Origin of the sequence: Psychrobacter phenylpyruvicus DSM 7000 = NBRC 102152, from assembly GCF_000685805.1 — a bacterium.
Lineage (GTDB): Bacteria > Pseudomonadota > Gammaproteobacteria > Pseudomonadales > Moraxellaceae > Psychrobacter > Psychrobacter phenylpyruvicus.
In genome coordinates this window covers 14473-31515 of record NZ_JMKP01000014.1, presented here as the reverse complement: position 1 = coordinate 31515, position 17043 = coordinate 14473, and the positions used below count along the sequence as shown (strand labels likewise).

General features: G+C 42.5%; 14 protein-coding genes. 4 read left to right on the top strand and 10 right to left on the bottom strand.

Annotation, left to right across the window (positions count from 1 at the left end; translation table 11 throughout):
- Window positions 1-10: 10 nt before the first annotated feature.
- Window positions 11-1114 carry a histidinol-phosphate transaminase gene (gene hisC / locus G561_RS0107150; protein WP_028858923.1) on the bottom strand — a complete coding sequence of 368 codons (1104 nt, stop codon included), beginning with the start codon at window positions 1112-1114 and terminating at the stop codon, window positions 11-13.
- A gap of 121 nt (window positions 1115-1235) precedes the next feature.
- On the bottom strand, window positions 1236-2414 hold the full coding sequence (gene pheA, locus G561_RS0107145; RefSeq protein WP_028858922.1) for a prephenate dehydratase: 1179 nt from the start codon (window positions 2412-2414) through the stop codon (window positions 1236-1238).
- Between the two features lie 317 nt (window positions 2415-2731).
- Here pheA and G561_RS0107140 point away from each other — a divergent pair, with 317 nt between their 5' ends.
- Window positions 2732-3679 (top strand): transaldolase, encoded by a 948-nt coding sequence (locus tag G561_RS0107140; RefSeq protein WP_028858921.1) that lies wholly within the window; start codon window positions 2732-2734, stop codon window positions 3677-3679.
- Between the two features lie 126 nt (window positions 3680-3805).
- On the opposite strand, the gene G561_RS0107130 is transcribed toward G561_RS0107140, so the two are convergent.
- Complete coding sequence (locus G561_RS0107130; RefSeq protein ID WP_037031929.1) at window positions 3806-4393, bottom strand: adenine phosphoribosyltransferase; 588 nt, start codon at window positions 4391-4393, stop codon at window positions 3806-3808.
- 205 nt (window positions 4394-4598) lie between these two features.
- Here G561_RS0107130 and G561_RS0107125 point away from each other — a divergent pair, with 205 nt between their 5' ends.
- The 3 genes from G561_RS0107125 (at window position 4599) to G561_RS0107115 (ending at window position 6854) form a co-directional block, all read left to right on the top strand.
- On the top strand, window positions 4599-4763 hold the full coding sequence (locus tag G561_RS0107125; RefSeq protein ID WP_028858919.1) for a rubredoxin: 165 nt from the start codon (window positions 4599-4601) through the stop codon (window positions 4761-4763).
- 49 nt (window positions 4764-4812) lie between these two features.
- Complete coding sequence (locus tag G561_RS0107120; RefSeq protein WP_037031928.1) at window positions 4813-5778, top strand: alpha/beta fold hydrolase; 966 nt, start codon at window positions 4813-4815, stop codon at window positions 5776-5778.
- A gap of 86 nt (window positions 5779-5864) precedes the next feature.
- A complete protein-coding gene (locus G561_RS0107115) occupies window positions 5865-6854 on the top strand; it encodes an alpha/beta fold hydrolase (RefSeq protein ID WP_028858917.1) in 990 nt (329 codons plus the stop codon).
- A 105-nt stretch (window positions 6855-6959) separates the two neighbouring features.
- Here the strand turns inward: G561_RS0107115 and argJ are convergent, their stop codons facing one another.
- From argJ to cysS, 7 genes are all read right to left on the bottom strand, one after another.
- Window positions 6960-8201 (bottom strand): bifunctional glutamate N-acetyltransferase/amino-acid acetyltransferase ArgJ, encoded by a 1242-nt coding sequence (gene argJ, locus G561_RS0107110; RefSeq protein WP_028858916.1) that lies wholly within the window; start codon window positions 8199-8201, stop codon window positions 6960-6962.
- A gap of 90 nt (window positions 8202-8291) precedes the next feature.
- The gene (xthA, locus tag G561_RS0107105) at window positions 8292-9107 is read right to left on the bottom strand and encodes an exodeoxyribonuclease III (RefSeq protein WP_028858915.1); all 816 of its coding nucleotides are present in this window, start codon (window positions 9105-9107) and stop codon (window positions 8292-8294) included.
- A 175-nt stretch (window positions 9108-9282) separates the two neighbouring features.
- Window positions 9283-9927, bottom strand: coding sequence for a pyridoxamine 5'-phosphate oxidase (gene pdxH, locus G561_RS0107100; protein ID WP_028858914.1), 645 nt, complete (start codon window positions 9925-9927; stop codon window positions 9283-9285).
- Window positions 9928-10084: 157 nt separating this feature from the next.
- Complete coding sequence (gene glmM / locus G561_RS0107095) at window positions 10085-11440, bottom strand: phosphoglucosamine mutase (protein ID WP_028858913.1); 1356 nt, start codon at window positions 11438-11440, stop codon at window positions 10085-10087.
- A 199-nt stretch (window positions 11441-11639) separates the two neighbouring features.
- Window positions 11640-13112 (bottom strand): IMP dehydrogenase, encoded by a 1473-nt coding sequence (gene guaB / locus G561_RS0107090; protein WP_028858912.1) that lies wholly within the window; start codon window positions 13110-13112, stop codon window positions 11640-11642.
- A gap of 140 nt (window positions 13113-13252) precedes the next feature.
- Window positions 13253-15253, bottom strand: coding sequence for a mechanosensitive ion channel family protein (locus G561_RS14215; protein WP_081794407.1), 2001 nt, complete (start codon window positions 15251-15253; stop codon window positions 13253-13255).
- Between the two features lie 128 nt (window positions 15254-15381).
- Complete coding sequence (cysS, locus tag G561_RS0107080) at window positions 15382-16815, bottom strand: cysteine--tRNA ligase (protein ID WP_425271681.1); 1434 nt, start codon at window positions 16813-16815, stop codon at window positions 15382-15384.
- Window positions 16816-17043: the final 228 nt, after the last annotated feature.

Sequence of the window (17043 nt, the reverse complement as noted above, 5' to 3'; positions counted from 1 at the left end):
TATAGCAAACTTACATAGATTCCAAGGTGTCGCGAAGAGTATCTATTAGCCGAGTATTGTCCTCTGGAGTTCCTACCGTAATACGTAGCCACTCATCAAGCCCATAACTTGCCAAAGGAAGTACTAGGATACCTTGCTCTAATAAAGCTTGGTTAATGCTATCAGCGTCGCCTACATTCACCATGACGAAGTTGGCATACGACTTAACAAAGCCTAGGCCTAGCGCATCAAATTGCTTACAGATCCAGCGCATCTGACCATCGTTTATTTTATGAACTTTGGCGATAAAATCTTGATCGGCCAAAGCAGCTACCGCAGCTGATTGCGCCAATAAACTGACATTAAATGGCTGTCTGATACGGTTCAGCATATCCGCAATATTCGCATGACTTAAGGCATAACCGACACGCAGACCCGCCAGCCCATATGCTTTAGAGAAGGTTCTTACCAATATAACGTTATCAAACTCATCAATTAACTGACGATTATTACTCTCTTCGCAGTATTCAATATAAGCCTCATCCAATACCACCAAAACATGTGCTGGTACTTGCTCTACAAACTCTCGAATCTCTTGTTTGCTCAATAAAGTACCGGTTGGGTTATTGGGGTTGGCAATAAATACCATACGCACATTACCGCTTTGCTGAATGGCCTCAAGCATCGCCTGTAAGTCATGCCCATAGCGCTTAGCAGGCACTTCAATCCCAGTAGCTCCAATCATTTTGGCCAACATAGAGTACACAATGAAGGCGTACTCACTATAAACTATGGCATCGTTATGACTAACAAACGTCCGAGCGATGATATCTAATAAGTCGTTAGAGCCATTACCCAAAGTGACTTGACTGCTATGCACATCATTAAAGTCTGCCACCGCTTGCTTTAAATTCGTACCGTTACAATCTGGATAGCGAGCCAGCTGATCCAACTGCTTGGTAATCGCGAGGGTCACATAAGGAGACGATCCCAAAGGGTTCTCGTTACTAGCTAATTTTAGGACATCATTAACCTCATACTCACGCTTTAAATCCTCAACAGATTTACCGGTTTGATAAGCTTTTAGTTTTAGGATGCTATCGTAGGCTGGGGTTAAAAATGTTTTTTCGGTCATGGTTTTACCTAATTTTGTGACAAATAGCCAATGGGTAACTGATACTGGCGGATTAACAACATTTTAGCTTTAAGCCTTAAGCTTTAAACAGCAGCTTAAGGCTTAATAATAGCTTAAGGCTCTAAATAACGGCTTGAGGGTAAGAGCCTAAAATTCTAACATCACGGACTAAAGGACGAATCTCCTCAATAGCGGCTCTAACATTCTCATCTTCAATATGACCTTCCATATCGATAAAGAACACGTATGCCCACTTGTTTGGACGTTCAGGACGGGTCTCAATACTGGTCATAGATACCCCATACTTAGACAACGGCTTCAGAATTTCAATCAACGCCCCTGCTTTGTTATGCGCTGAGACTAAGATGGAGGTTTTGTCATGACCTGAAGGCGCGATATCTTCATGACCAATGATTAGGAATCGAGTGGTATTGCCTGGGTTGTCCTCAATATTTTCATGCAGCTTATATAAACCATACTCAGCTACAGCCACATCACCAGCAATGGCCGCCGAATGCCACTCATTCTTTAATCTACGTGCCGCTTCACCATTACTTGAGACCTGAACTCGCTCTACATTAGGATAGTTCACATCCAGCCAATGACGACACTGGGCCAATGACTGTTGATGCGAGTAGATACGGCTCAAGCTGTCAACTTTGGTGTGTTCTGCCACTAAGAAGTTATGATGGATAGGCAGCTCTACTTCACCGATAATTTTCAGTGAGGAAGTTAAGAAGCCATCAAGGGTATGGTTTACCACCCCCTCTGAAGAGTTCTCCACCGGCACCACACCATACATAGCAGAACCTGCTTCAACCTCACGGAATACGTCAGTAATAGTGGTTAAGGGTACCGTAGTAGAAGCCTTACCAAAGTGCTTTAATGCCGCGGCATGAGTAAAGGTGCCGACAGGACCTAAAAATGCAATTTTTTGCGGAGCTTCTAAATCTAAGCAAATCGACATAATTTCGCGAAACAAGCGCGCCATCTTCTCATCACTAATAGGACTGTCTGAAGCTTGGTTGCGCTTCATAATATTTTTTAGAACCTGCGCTTCACGCTCTGGGCGGTAGAAGATGGGGTTGGTATCCACCTCATCTGCGTGTTCTTTTTTGAAAACAGCCACTTCTTGCGCAAGTTTGGCACGATTACTAATGAGCTGTAAAATTTCACCATCCACTTGGTCAATTTTTTGGCGTAATTCAACCAATACATTCTCAGGAGCTGAAAATTGTTCAGTAGCCCCTGTTTGGGTATTGTTATTAGCGTTATTATCGTTATTTGTTGACGAAGTCATAAAAAAGCCTATGGGTCATGTTATGATAGTTAGGTATGTTACAAGTCATAATAAAGTAACTATAACAAACTTACGCCCTGTTAAGATAGCGTCGTTTAAGTTGTAAATACACTTCCCTCCCCTTTTCAGTCGATTTGTGGATAGGAAAGTGTATTTTTAATGGTATTAAGCTAGTTTAATACTCTGCAAAAATTAACGCTAGAGGGTCCGCACTTTTATATTAAGTTACTGTATTAATTTACTATAACTTAGCATATACAACTGTGATGATACCCTTAATATTTTTTAATCCCATAGAAATAAATTAGGAATAGATGATGAGTGCCTTATCACAATTACAAACCATGACTACTATTGTTGCTGATACTGGAGACTTAAGTGCCATTGCTCGCTTAAAGCCAGTTGATGCCACGACTAACCCCAGTCTAATCACCAAAGCACTCACCCACCCAGATAAGCAGGCCATGTTGGCTGATACCCTGAACCGTTACTCCAATCATGGTGATGACATGATTGATAAAGTGATTGATGATTTAACGGTTCAAGTAGGCTGTGACATACTAAAGTTAATTGATGGCCGTGTGTCAACTGAAGTGGACGCTAGATTGTCTTATGACACTGAAGGCACCATTGCCAAAGCCCACGAATTTATGGAAGCTTATGAGCGTGCCGGCGTAGACAAAGACCGCATCTTGATTAAAATCGCTGCCACTTGGCAAGGCATTAAAGCCGCTGAACAATTAGAAAAAGAGGGTATCCACTGTAACCTAACTCTAATCTTTGGTCAGCACCAGGCTGTGGCTTGTGCCGAAGCGGGCGTGACGCTAATCTCTCCTTTTGTTGGCCGTATCCTTGACTGGCAAAAACGCGAACAAAACCGTCAAAACATTCCTGTCAGTGAAGACATGGGTGTTCAGTCAGTTAAGCGTACTTATCAGTATTACAAACAGCACGGCTATAAAACTCAGGTTATGGGTGCCAGCTTCAGAAGTGTTGATCAGATTCTAGCTTTGGCAGGATGTGACCTACTAACCATCTCACCAGATCTTTTGGATGAGTTGGCGGCTTTAGACACCAACGTAGAACAAGTACTCTCAGCCGACATGGCAAGCGAAACTATGCCCAAGGTAAGCCTAACTGAAGAGCAGTTCAGTGCTGAATATGAAAAAGACAGCATTACTCAGCATTTATTACCTAAAGGTATTGAGGGCTTTATCAATGCCCGTGATGAGCTAGCAAAGGCTTTAAAACAATTAAACAAATAGCGTTAAGACAAGTAACAGCTGTATCAATAACTATCCAGCACCTTAGCTTTAACTGTCTTTAAACCAAAAAACTCTACGCTTGCGTAGAGTTTTTTATTATCTGCCATATCCATTATTGCTAAGAGTTTAGCCTTCTAATACCGTATATACTGGTACTGGGAATGGCTTATGTAAGTCTACTAAATCTAACAATACCAACACCCCTGCCACTTCATGACCGGCTTCTTGGCACAAATGATAAGCGGTATTTAAAGTGCCCCCAGTCGCTAAGATGTCATCCACCAACAATACTTTGCGCGGGGCCATACCGCCTTGGATTTCCAAGGTATCGCTGCCATATTCTAACGCATATGACTTATTGGCCACAGGAGGCGGTAGTTTGCCAGGCTTACGCAGCAACACCATACCTTTGCCCAAGCGTCCCGATAACAGACTAGCAAATACAAAACCACGGGCTTCAACAGCCACAAAACAATCAATCTGCTCTAATAGACCATCTGGTAAAGCGGCTAGCATAGCATCAATGACTTCATCCACATGATCCAGCAGTAGTGGCGTGATGTCATAAAAATCAATACCGGGCTTAGGGAAGTCAGGAACAGTGCGAATGGCTTTCCACAAGTCATGCTGTCTGCGGCTTTGTAAAATTTCATTGCTCAGTGGCGCAGTACCTGTCTCTTGTACGCTTGAGAGGCTTTGAGGGTTGTCACTCATAAGTTTTCCATCAAAATTAGGGTCGAAGAGGTAAGATAAACATATAGAGAGGGCTATTGTTTAACAAAACACCTATTTTACCATATCCTCCTCCTTGAGTCTTACAGATAGACTACTGAAAATCGAATACCTGTTACTAAGCTTGTTTGCTATAATCAATGCCCAAATTTAAACATTAACCTTGTGCTTTATAGGGAGCTTTATAATGAAAAAATGGGAATGTATAATTTGTGGCTGGATATATGACGAAGAGTTAGGTTGCCCAGAAGAAGGAATTGCACCGGGAACCAAATGGGAAGATATTCCTGATGATTGGACCTGCCCTGAATGCGGCGTCGGTAAATTAGACTTTGAAATGCTAGAGGTGTAATTTATTTTAATAGTTATGACTCAAAGCCAATAAAAGGATTTAACATATCATGCCAAACTCTATTCTCAACCAGTATGATTGGTATCCCTCGCCTGTTTCAGAGATGATGCAACAAGCCATAATTCCAGTTTCCGAGGATATTGAGCTTTGTGTCGAAGTGGGTGGTAATCCGCAACACCCTCCGTTACTGTTGATTATGGGGTTAGGCTCACAGCTTATCTTTTGGCCTGAGAACTTTGTAAAACGCCTTATTGAGGCGGGATTCTTTGTCATTCGCTTTGATAATCGAGATATTGGTCTATCTACCAAGATTTCACGCTCAGATCTTCCAAAAACCAATACCCTTGCTGCCATGATAAAACTACAGCTAGGGCTGGACAACTCAAAAACTCCCGTTGCCTATCGCTTAGATGATATGGCAGAGGATACTGCAGGTTTGATTAAAGCTTTAGGCTTTCGTCAAGTGCATGTACTAGGTGCCTCGATGGGCGGTATCATTGCCCAGATTTTGGCCGCCAAGCATCCGCATTTAGTAGACCGCTTGGCCTTAGTATTCTCTACTCATAATAAGCCTTTATTAGCGCCCCCTCGCCCAAAACAACTGTATACGTTAATCAAACGCCCCAACAGTTACAAAGAAGAAGATATCGTTGCGCATGGCAAATGGTTTATAAGAACTGTAGGCTCACAAGGTCATATCGATGAAGAAGCTGTGGCTGAGGTCGCTAAATTAAGGTACCAGCGCTGCTTTTATCCAGTGGGTAGCGTCCAGCAACTAAAGGCTATTTTAATGACCGGCTCGGTGCAGCCTTATAGTAAAGAGATTAAAGCACCTACTTTGGTGATGCATGGCAGCAATGATGGACTCTTGCCGCCTTCACATGGCAAAGCGGTCGCCAAAGACATCCCCAATGCTACCTTCAAGCTCATCAAAGGCATGTCGCACGACTTACCCGACTACTTCCAACCCTTCATCGTCGCTGAGCTAAAAAAGCATATGTTGCAAGTCAGTTAACTGTCATCAAACTGACATTCAAATACACTAGTCTTCTGTGATGATAGCCTCTCATTGAGTAATCAACTAAGAAGACTAGGTTTTTCATGTCCGAAACAACAGTAGATAATCAGTACAAAATTAAGACCAAACCCTCAAAGTATGCGCATTTTATGCAAGCCTATAAGATAAAAACACCAAAGTATAAGTTCTACTTAGAGCGTGGTGGTGATGAGGGTGATCCTATTATTTTATTAATTATGGGGCTCGGCGCTCAGTCTTTGGTTTGGTCAAACCTGTTTTGCCAACAGTTAATCAGCTCAGGATATCAAGTGATTCGATTTGATAATCGTGATATAGGCAAATCAAGCAAGCTTAAGCACAAAAACAAACTCACCAAAGAGTATAAATCAGTCTCCAAAAAACTGGCTTTATTATCACGATTTAAGCTTGGCTTACCCATTCATATTGAAGAAGACAGTATCCCTTATACCCTTTTTGATATGACTGAGGATGTGCATCAGCTGTTAAATGCGTTACAAATTGAGAAGTGTTATGTGATCGGGATGTCTATGGGCGGTATGATTGCTCAAATTCTAGCCGCTGAGCATCCAGATAGAGTCGAGAAGCTAGGTCTGCTAGCCACTAGCAATAACAAACCTTTTTTACCGCCGCCTAGGATTGATGCCCTTAGGGCTTTGACCAAGCCTATCCCACAGAGTAAAGATGCTACTGAGGTTATTGAAAACAACCTGCACTTACAACGGGTTATTGCCTCTCCTGACTTTTTTGATGAAAAGCGGGCCTTAAAGCGCACTAAGCTACTCTACAAACGCCGCTTTTATCCCAAAGGAGTAAGTCGTCAATTATTGGCACTATTAGCGACAGGCTCTTTAGTAGATATAGATAAAAAAATCAAACAACCAACATTAATTGTGCATGGCTCAAAAGACAGGCTACTGCCTCCTGCTCATGGTCATAGCCTATCGAGAACTATCCCGCACGCTGATTTTAGGCTGATTCCAGGACTTGGTCATGATATACCAGATACCTTAGCTCGTTATTTGGCTGATTTATTTGCTGAGCATTTCCGTTAAAAAAAGGCAGTCATCGATAACAATGACTGCCTTTCAAGGCTATAAAGAGGCTACAGTATTTTTCTACTATTAGCTATGCTTAACTACAAGCGATGTTAGGTCTAACTAGCTGCGATAGTCGGCATTAATGCTGACATATTCATGCGATAAATCACAAGTGTAAACGGTATCAGTAGCCTCACCCATACCTAAGTCAATATTAATAGTAATCTCAGGACGGCTCATGACCTCTTGCCCTTGCTCCTCAGTATAGCTCGGATCTAATTGACCACGCGTACAAATAGCCACATCATCAAGTGTCACACTCACTTGATTGGCATCCAGGTTTTCAGCGCCTGAATAGCCTACTGCGGCTACAATGCGACCCCAGTTTGGATCACTGGCAAAAAAGGCTGTCTTCACCAAAGGAGAGTGCGCAACAGCGTACGCCACATCACAACAATCTTCAACGGTCTTGCCGCCAGTTACTTTAACCGTAATGAATTTAGTCGCCCCTTCCCCATCTCTGACAATCAAAGTCGCCAAACGCAAAAACACTTCTTTTAGCGCTTGATATAAAGCTTCATAATGCGGATGCTGTGTTGAATCAATTAAATTGGCCTTATCATCACCGGTAGCAATTAACACACAGCAGTCATTGGTTGAGGTATCCCCATCAATGGTAATACGGTTGAATGATTGATTGGTCAACTCTACTAGCATCTGCTGTAGTAGTGGTTGAGCAATAGGGGCATCTGTGGCCACATAACCTAACATGGTGGCCATATTAGGACGAATCATGCCAGCGCCTTTTGAGATACCGGTCACTTTGTAGCTGATAGTTTCATCTACCGCAACGCTGGTACTGGCCACTTTAGGAATAGTATCTGTGGTTCTAATAGCATTGGCAGCAGATAACCAGTTATCTTGTGACAGACTGTCCAAACAGTTATTCAATCCATTAATAATGGCTTCACTATTAATTACTTCACCAATGACACCTGTAGAAAAAGGCATGACCTGATTGACCTCTACCTCTACTTTGTCAGCTAAAGCTTTACAAGTTTGCAGCGCACGGCGATAGCCCTCCTCGCCTGTTGCAGCGTTTGCGTTACCGGTATTAATTAGCAGATATCGTGCTGATTTATCAATGCCGGCAAGCTGTTGTAAATGCTCACGCACCAGCAACACAGGGGCTGCACAGCACTTATTGGTGGTAGTGACACAAGCCACCGAAGCGGTTTCACTTAAACGAAACACAACCAAATCATCACGATCTTTGTAGCGCACGCCAGCAGCAGTGATGCCAATTTCAACGCCTTCAATGGCATGAATGATGTCTGGTGGTGCTATGTTTCCTACTGGCATAAATATCCCTTACTTATTGGTTAAAAGCTGTCAGTGCAGTCTTTATTTAAGTTGATTTTATTTGCTTAGGCTATTTTTTTAGACTGTTTTTTAAAATCGGAAAGAGGCCCAAATTGGCGCATGGTCTGATGGCTTCTCCATCGCTCTCAATTCATAGCTAATGCCGGCATCAATACAGTTGTCTTTAATATCTTCGGTACATAAGATATGGTCAATTCTAAGCCCGCGTTTAGGGTCATCATTAAAGCCGCGGCTACGATAATCAAACCAGCTAAACTTCTCATTACAGTCTGGATTATGAATGCGGTAAGTATCAAAGAGATTGCGGCTCATTAAAGCACTGTACCACTCTCGCTCTTCTGGTAAGAATGAGGTTTTGCCGGTTCTCAGCCAGCGCTTGGCATTTTTTTCACCAATACCAACATCATTATCTTCTGGGGCAATGTTCATATCGCCCATGATAATCAAAGTACGCCCCTCATCTTTTAAAGCATCAATATAGACATTTAACGAGGCGTAATACTCTCTTTTCATTGGGAATTTGATTTCGTGATCTCGGCTCTCCCCTTGAGGGAAATAGCCATTTAACACATCAATTTCTTTTCCATCAAACACATAACGCGCATGAATAAAACGCTTTTGCGCGTCTTCTGCCTCCCCTGGAAAACCTTTTTGTACAAAAATAGGCTTTTGCTTTGAGACTAGAGCCACCCCATAATGGGCCTTCTGACCGAAGTATTCTACATGATAACCCAGTGACTCTACATCTTGTAAAGGAAACTGCTCATCATGTACTTTGGTTTCCTGAATACCCATTACATCTGGATCTATGATGTCTCTTACAGCTTCTAGTTGATGTTGACGTGCTCTAATTCCATTGATGTTAAAACTTACAAAACGGATCATAAACCTAAATATCCCAAGGTAAAAAGTGAATTGCTAATTGTTTTTATACTATTTATTTAATAGCTTTACTGCTCTTTTAGCAGTTTTACTATTTTAGTAGCTTTGCTACTGGTTCCTAATCTTGCTACTTGCTAATAACACATAAGATATTAGCTGTTGTTATGCAGGCTAAATTTTATGGTAGCAAGCGCTTAGTATGCCACTGATCACCTGCATCAGCTTTGGTGTAGATAATTCTATCATGTAGCCTATTGGGTCTGCCTTGCCAAAACTCTATCTCCGTAGCAGTAATCTGATAACCACCCCAAAACTCAGGCGTCGGCACCTTGCCTTCAGGATACTGCTGCTTTAGCTCAGCAAATTTATCATCCATTGCTTGACGACTCGCTACTGGGCCACTTTGGGGTTGGCTAACCCAAGCTCCTATTTGACTCTCATAAGGGCGTTTTTGGAAGTAAGCTTCTGTCTTTTTGCGGTCTATCTTAGCAATAGTACCTCGAACTCGGACTTGACGCTGCATATCATGCCAAAAGAACAGAGCTTCAGCATGAGGATTTTGGTCGATATCTTGACCTTTATGGCTTAAGTAATTGCTATAAAAAACAATCCCTTCGTCATTAATCTCTCGTACTAGAACCGTTCTGACCGCTGGCATATTGTCTGAACCACAAGTGGCTAAACTGATGGCATATGGCTCAGGAGCTTTTTGTTGAAGCGCCTCATTCACCCATAACGTTAACAGCTCAAAAGGGCTTTCTAACAAAACCTCTTCATGAAGCTCGCCTTTTTCGTACGAAATTCTTTGATCGCTAAAATCCATATAACCCCCAATACCTCCCCGATAGCAAATGCCTTGACCGTCTTAATCTGTCTTTATGGTCTTAAACTGTATTGGTTATCTTAGTCTAAAAGCAACTGTATGCTACAAGGGGAGTAATGCATTTAATAAAACCGTTGAAAACCCAAGATATAAGGCTTTAACCCATAACCGCTTTCACTTTAGCAGCCAGCTCATTGGCTAGCTTATCGCACTGCTCAGCATCGTCTAGCTCAACCATGACACGGATAACAGGCTCAGTACCTGACTTACGGATTAGTAACCTACCGCGGCCCTTAATGCTTGTTGATGCTTCATCAAAAGCTTGCACCAATTCTGGGAAATCATACGGGTCTGCCATTTGCTCTAAGCGCACATTAACTAGGGTCTGTGGCAGTAGCTTGAAGCCCTCAGTCAATTGACTTAGGCTTTGTTTGGTCTGTGCCATCACCGCCAATACCTGTAAGCCTGCGATAATAGCATCTCCAGTACGACTCTTATCTAAGCATAGAATATGACCTGATGGCTCACCACCTAAAATCCAATTATTGGCCTCTAAGCCCTGCATCACATATCTATCTCCTACTTTGGCTCGCTCTAAAGCGATACCTTCAGCTTCAAGTGCCAACTGCAAACCCATATTACTCATTTGAGTGCCCACCACGCCAGTGGCTTTGGTTTCAGACTTAGTGGCTAGAATGTATAAGATACCATCTCCATCGACCAACTCACCATTTTCATCTACCATGATGATACGGTCACCGTCACCGTCCAAAGCAATACCTAAGTCAGCTTTGTGCTCAACCACAGCCTGCTGAATGGCTTCTGGATAAGTAGAGCCACATTTGTCATTAATGTTGATACCATTGGGCTTATTATGAATGGCAATAACTTCTGCCCCAAGCTCACGTAGCACACGAGGACCTACGCTATAGCCTGAACCATTCGCACAGTCAATAACAATGGTGAGATTGGATAAATCATATTGGTAGGGGAAGCTGCCTTTACAAAATTCGATGTAACGACCCTTAGCGTCATTGATTCTAAAGTGTTTACCAAGGTTGGCAGGATCATCTTGAGTGTAATCTGCATGGCCTTCCACAATGCCCTCTAATTTTTTATTAATGGCGTCTTGCATCTCATCACTCAGCTTGCGACCATCAGCGGCAAAAAACTTAATGCCGTTATCATAATAAGGGTTGTGAGACGCTGAAATCACCACCCCAGCATCGGCATGGAAACTACGGGTTAAGTGAGCAATGGCTGGAGTTGGCAAAGGACCTACCATATGTACATCAACCCCTGCTGAGTTAAATCCTGCTTGTAAAGCTGCTTCGATAACATAACCGGATAAACGTGTGTCTTTACCAATTACCACACTCGGCTTCTTTTTTGAAGAAACGTGATGTTCTACCAAAACCTGACCTGTTACATAGCCTAGTTTTAAAACAAAATCTGGAGTAATTGGAAATTTTCCAAAAAGTCCACGTATACCGTCTGTACCGAAATAGCTCATATATCCCTCAACTAGATAGCAATTAAATAGTAGTTAAAATAGTAATCAAATAGGTAACCATTAAATCAATAACTAATAAATTTATTATGTCCTAATATACTACAAAAAAAAGACCAAAAGATATTGTCTTTTGGTCTTTTTGGCTGTCCAATAACAGGTTAACCAACAAAACAACCTTTATCTATTCAATGGTTTACCATTAGCTAATACGATAGTTAGGAGCTTCTTTGGTAATTTGGACATCATGCACATGCGACTCTTTCATACCTGCAGAAGTTACTCTGATAAATTCAGGCTTGGTACGCATCTCTTCAATGGTAGCACAGCCAGTATAACCCATTGATGAACGTAGACCGCCTACTAATTGGTTTACGATACCATTAACTGGACCTTTATATGGCACACGGCCCTCAATGCCTTCTGGTACTAATTTTTCAACACCATCTTTGGCATCTTGGAAATAACGGTCAGATGAGCCGTTGGAGCCTGACATAGCACCTAAGCTTCCCATACCACGGTAAGCTTTGTAGTAGCGACCTTGGAACAGCTCAACATCACCTGGTGCTTCTTCAGTACCTGCCAATAATGAGCCAACCATGATACATGAGGCACCAGCAGCTATGGCTTTGGCCATATCACCTGAGTAACGAATACCACCGTCAGCGATTAGCGGAATGCTGTCTTTTAAGGCAGAAGCCACATTATCAATGGCTGAAATCTGAGGTACACCGATACCAGCGATAATGCGAGTAGTACAGATAGAACCTGGACCGATACCTACTTTCACTGCGTTGGCACCTGCATCACGTAAAGCTAAAGCTGCATCACCGGTAGCAATGTTACCGCCAATGACTTGAATGTGTGGGAAATTCTTTTTAACCCAGCTTACTTTATCGATAACACCTTGTGAGTGACCGTGTGCGGTATCAACAACAATTACGTCAACCTCTGCTTCAACCAAAGCTTCAACACGGGCCTGAGTATCTGCACCGGTTCCAACAGCTGCGCCCACACGTAAGCGACCTTGTGAGTCTTTACAGGCATTAGGGTTGTTTTCAGCTTTGTTAAAGTCATTGACGGTAATCATACCTTTTAGACCAAAGTTATCATCTACCACCAACACTTTTTCGATGCGGTGCTCATGAAGCAGCTTTTTAATATTTTCGTTGGTTTCGCCTTCTTTTACCGTTACCAACTTATCTTGTGGGGTCATGACATTGCTAACAGGCTGGTCGTGATTGGTTTCAAAACGCACATCACGGTGAGTAACAATACCCACAACTTGACCACTACCTGACTCTACGACAGGCACCCCAGAGATGTTATTTTCATGAGTAATACGCAGCAGCTCACCCACAGTGATATCTGGGGTTACTGTAATAGGATCTACCACTGTACCGGCTTCGAATTTTTTTACACGACGTACTTGCATCGCTTGGCGGTCAATGTCCATATTCTTATGTACAATACCCATACCACCAAGCTGAGCCATGGTGATTGCCATTTCTGATTCTGTTACTGTATCCATTGCGGCCGATATTAGAGGAAGATTTAATGAGATATCTTCAGTTAATCGCGTCGTCAATGAAGCTGATTTAGGAAGCACATTTGAATATGCAGGCAGGAGTAAAACATCATCAAAAGTTAGGGCATCATCTACGATTCGCAACATACAGACCTCTTGGCTAGGGAAAATAAGCAACCTATTATAACAAAATTATTGGCTTTGTGAGCACTTGAATTTAAAGAGTTTCCTGCTTTAAATACGCTTTAAGTAATTGTTAATAATAATCACTTTGGCTATGTTGTTTTTTAGCTTCTTGGTGCAAAAGTAATGCGGTCAGTCGGCAAATAACCTCGATGATTTTCATTTAAATAATCCAGCATTTGCTTACGAATATCACATTCTAAGTACCAAGCATTTAAGGGGCTATCTGAGCTTACTTTGCCTCTAAGAGTAATCCCGTCCTTATTGACTTCGGTTACCATCATTTCAGGCTTAAAATCTTCATCCCAAAGCTCGTGTGCCAACGCTAGCTCAAAGAACTTGTTTTGTATTGCCTCAATGTCCGCTCCATAATCGACATATAAATATACTGCGGTAGATTGTTGACCAGTAGTGTGTGACCAGTTCTCCAAAATCTCGGTCACAAAATGCTTCATCGGCACAATAAGTCGTCTATCGTCCCAAGTTTTCAAAACGGCATAGGTATAACGCAGATCTTCAACTTCACACCAAATATCCTCAACAAATATGGTGTCTCCTATTCTGACCGGCTGAGTAATCGCTACCTGAAATCCGGCAATAATGTTGCCCAAAGTTGGCTGAGCAGCAATACCAATAATGGCCCCAGCAATACCGGCTGAGGTTAATAATGTGGTACCCAGCCCCTCTAAGTCGGTGAACTCAGCCAAACCGATCCAAATTCCCCCTAACACCATGACAAAAATGAAAATACGTCTAAATATTGAGACATAAGTCATTCGAATGCGCTGGGTGTTAAACTCCTCTTCGGTCAACGAATCAATTTGATAATCTTGATAACGGTTGGCAAAAAAGTTAATTGCCCTAATCCCAAGCCATAGACCACTGATAACCAAACACAACCAAATAATGGGCCGGGTGGAGGTAGCAATGGCATCCACTCTAGGTAAGCTGCCAGAGACTAAAGCAAACATCATAGAGAAACTTAGAGTGACAGTGAGAGGTACTGTTATTTTAGAAAAGAAGTCAGTCAAGCCTTTGCTACCCAAAGACAGCTCGTCACTCTCGGTACGGCGAGTAATAACATTAGAATACAGACTGACTAGCTTTGTCACCCCTTTACTGAGAGTAAAGCTGATTCCCAAGGTAGCAAACATAAACAAAATCAGGATTAGCACTTCCCATACACTAATACCCCAAATCTTCGCCTTCATTGGCTGTGGTAAAAAACGTTCAAACTCTGCCGGCTTGTGTATGTCATATAGAGCATTAATATTACCTACCGTTTGAGCAGAAAAAACCCAAACTGGAGCCTGTCCCCCTACCCGAACGCGTTCTAAGTATAGGGGGACAACTCTATCCTTGTATTTAATATTACCCAGTTTTATAGACCGTCTTGCTACCCCATGAATGGGACTGTCCGTTCCTAGTGCCGGTTCAATTAAGCCGTCTGCACGATCGGGCAGATCATCGAAAACATACAGACCCTTTTCGGTCATTAAGTAATCTAGCTTCTTTACCAGATCTGTGGCTTGATTCTTTTGGGCAGCTTCAGGTAATAAATTAAGGTTTAAGGCATAAGCGGCTAATGCAAAGTTTTCTTGCATGACGGCGCTATTAAAGAACTCAAGCGTAGCCAGAGGCGTTTCAAGGTTAGGAGAGGTAGGCAATTCAGGTAGGCCAGAGTTAAGCTTATTTAACTTATAATAGGCTTCATTAAACTCGCCTGTAAGCTCGTTATCAGCCAATAAAGGGCGGGTAACCTCCTGCTTCTCATCCTCCGCCTCAGGCTTGTCCTGTTTAACCTTCTGAATGGCGTAGTCGATGATATTGTCGGCCTGTTCAATATCTTGAGACTGCTGAGTTGTCTGTGTGTTCTCAACAGAGGCGTTGGCCTGAGCTGAAACTGACGCAAAAAACACAAACAACAAGACCACGGCTAAATGCAGCACCCTAAGTAGATGCTTACCCCATTTAGTTATGGCCGGCTGGTAAATTACGCTACTTTGTAGAGCAGATGGCCCGGTAACAGGCCTCGACAAGCTTTCAGACCTCGTCAAGCAGGAAGTACGGGCCTCTTTATTTTTGTATGCTAAGAAGTTATTCATGCACACTCCATGTCGTTTTGGTTGCCAGTCCCTAGCATTATGTGTAAAAACACAGACACTACCCATCTAGACTAAGCTTGTCGATTGTGTTGTTGTTGACTGTGAGCTTTCGATAACATTCAGCTAGGCTAGATACGTCTCCAAGTCGTACCTTGCTTACTATCTTCAAGCTCAATGCTGTTTTGCTGCAATAAATCACGAATCTCATCAGCACGAGCAAAGTTTTTATTGGCCTTAGCCTCGATACGTTCTTCAATAAGCGCATCAATTTGCTCATCGCTCATCTGATCTTCATTTACTGCACCAATTTGAGCCTGCAGGAACTCTGTCGGATTCACTTGACCAATATTCAAGGTAGCAGCCAGTGCTTTTAAGGTTGTTACAGCCGTTTGTAGCTTAACGATACCTTGGTCATTTTCTGTCTCACGTGCCAGCTTATTGACCTCTTTTGCTAAGCTAAATAAAACGCTAATGGCTTGCGGCGTATTAAAGTCATCATTCATGGCTTTAATGAAATTAGCACTATAACCACTGATGTCATTAATCACCTCTGTTGGGGCTTGCACTGACTCATCCAGATCGCTTGCTACTTCTAAAGCCACTTCGGCTGCTTTTAATGCTTGATAAACTCGAGTTAACCCTGAGTGAGCCTCTTTTAACGCTGCATCTGAGAAGTTAACTTGACTGCGATAATGACTGGATAAAATAAAGAAGCGGATGGTTTCAGGATGAAACTTCTCCATCACTTCACGAATGGTAAAGAAGTTACCTAAAGATTTGGACATCTTTTCGCCATCGACATTGATAAAACCAACATGCATCCAGTTGTTGGCATAAGTACAGCCGGTCGCAGCTTCTGATTGGGCGATCTCGTTTTCATGGTGCGGGAACTGTAAGTCATGACCCCCACCGTGAATGTCAAAGCTGTTACCTAAGCACTTAGTCGACATAGCAGAACACTCAATATGCCAGCCTGGACGGCCACCGCCCCAGTTAGAATCCCACTGTGGCTCACCGGGTTTTGCTGCTTTCCACAACACAAAGTCAAATGGGTTCTTCTTATCCGTATCTACATCGATACGTGACCCAGCTTGCAAATCCTCTAATTTACGTTTTGATAACTTGCCATAACCCTCAAAGGTTTCAACAGCATAATAAACATCGCCGTTTGCCGCAGCGTATGCATGCTCTTTTTGTTCTAGGGTATCGATCATTTGCAGCATTTCATCAATATGCTGCGTAGCGCGTGGCTCTGAGTTTGGATCTGCACAGCCTAAAGCCGCAGCATCTTCATGCATTGCCTTAATGAAGCGCTCGGTTAAGTCGCCAATTTCTTCGCCATTTTCATTAGCACGAGCAATAATCTTGTCATCAATATCGGTGATATTACGTACATAATTCACCTCAAAGCCCAAATGACGTAACCAGCGTGACACCACATCAAAGGCAACCATTACCCGAGCATGACCAATATGGCAGTAGTCATAAACCGTCATACCACACACATACATGCCTACCTTACCTGCTTGTAGCGGCTGAAACTTTCTTTTTTCGGTGGTCATAGAATCATAAATCTTCAACGTGGCCTGACTTTCGGCCAGCTGTTTTGATAGGAATTCAGGGGTTTGTGTGATTTTGGCGGATATAGACATATTAAAACCTTATAATGAAAACTGATGGATGATGACATCAAGTATTATTCTTAGCGAGGCTCATATTACCTAAGCTTGGCTAAAATTGCTATATTTCATCGGCATAGGATATGATGACAACTTAAGTATTTTAATAAA

Bases quoted from the DNA above. Each gene is read 5' to 3' on its own strand.
- G561_RS0107130 (WP_037031929.1), bottom strand. From the start codon at position 4,393: ATGAGTGACAACCCTCAAAGCCTCTCAAGCGTACAAGAGACAGGTACT.
- pheA (WP_028858922.1), bottom strand. From the start codon at position 2,414: ATGACTTCGTCAACAAATAACGATAATAACGCTAATAACAATACCCAA.
- glmM (WP_028858913.1), bottom strand. From the start codon at position 11,440: ATGAGCTATTTCGGTACAGACGGTATACGTGGACTTTTTGGAAAATTT.
- hisC (WP_028858923.1), bottom strand. From the start codon at position 1,114: ATGACCGAAAAAACATTTTTAACCCCAGCCTACGATAGCATCCTAAAA.
- G561_RS0107125 (WP_028858919.1), top strand. From the start codon at position 4,599: ATGAAAAAATGGGAATGTATAATTTGTGGCTGGATATATGACGAAGAG.
- xthA (WP_028858915.1), bottom strand. From the start codon at position 9,107: ATGATCCGTTTTGTAAGTTTTAACATCAATGGAATTAGAGCACGTCAA.
- guaB (WP_028858912.1), bottom strand. From the start codon at position 13,112: ATGTTGCGAATCGTAGATGATGCCCTAACTTTTGATGATGTTTTACTC.
- cysS (WP_425271681.1), bottom strand. From the start codon at position 16,815: ATGACCACCGAAAAAAGAAAGTTTCAGCCGCTACAAGCAGGTAAGGTA.
- G561_RS0107140 (WP_028858921.1), top strand. From the start codon at position 2,732: ATGAGTGCCTTATCACAATTACAAACCATGACTACTATTGTTGCTGAT.
- G561_RS0107120 (WP_037031928.1), top strand. From the start codon at position 4,813: ATGCCAAACTCTATTCTCAACCAGTATGATTGGTATCCCTCGCCTGTT.
- argJ (WP_028858916.1), bottom strand. From the start codon at position 8,201: ATGCCAGTAGGAAACATAGCACCACCAGACATCATTCATGCCATTGAA.
- pdxH (WP_028858914.1), bottom strand. From the start codon at position 9,927: ATGGATTTTAGCGATCAAAGAATTTCGTACGAAAAAGGCGAGCTTCAT.
- G561_RS14215 (WP_081794407.1), bottom strand. From the start codon at position 15,253: ATGAATAACTTCTTAGCATACAAAAATAAAGAGGCCCGTACTTCCTGC.
- G561_RS0107115 (WP_028858917.1), top strand. From the start codon at position 5,865: ATGTCCGAAACAACAGTAGATAATCAGTACAAAATTAAGACCAAACCC.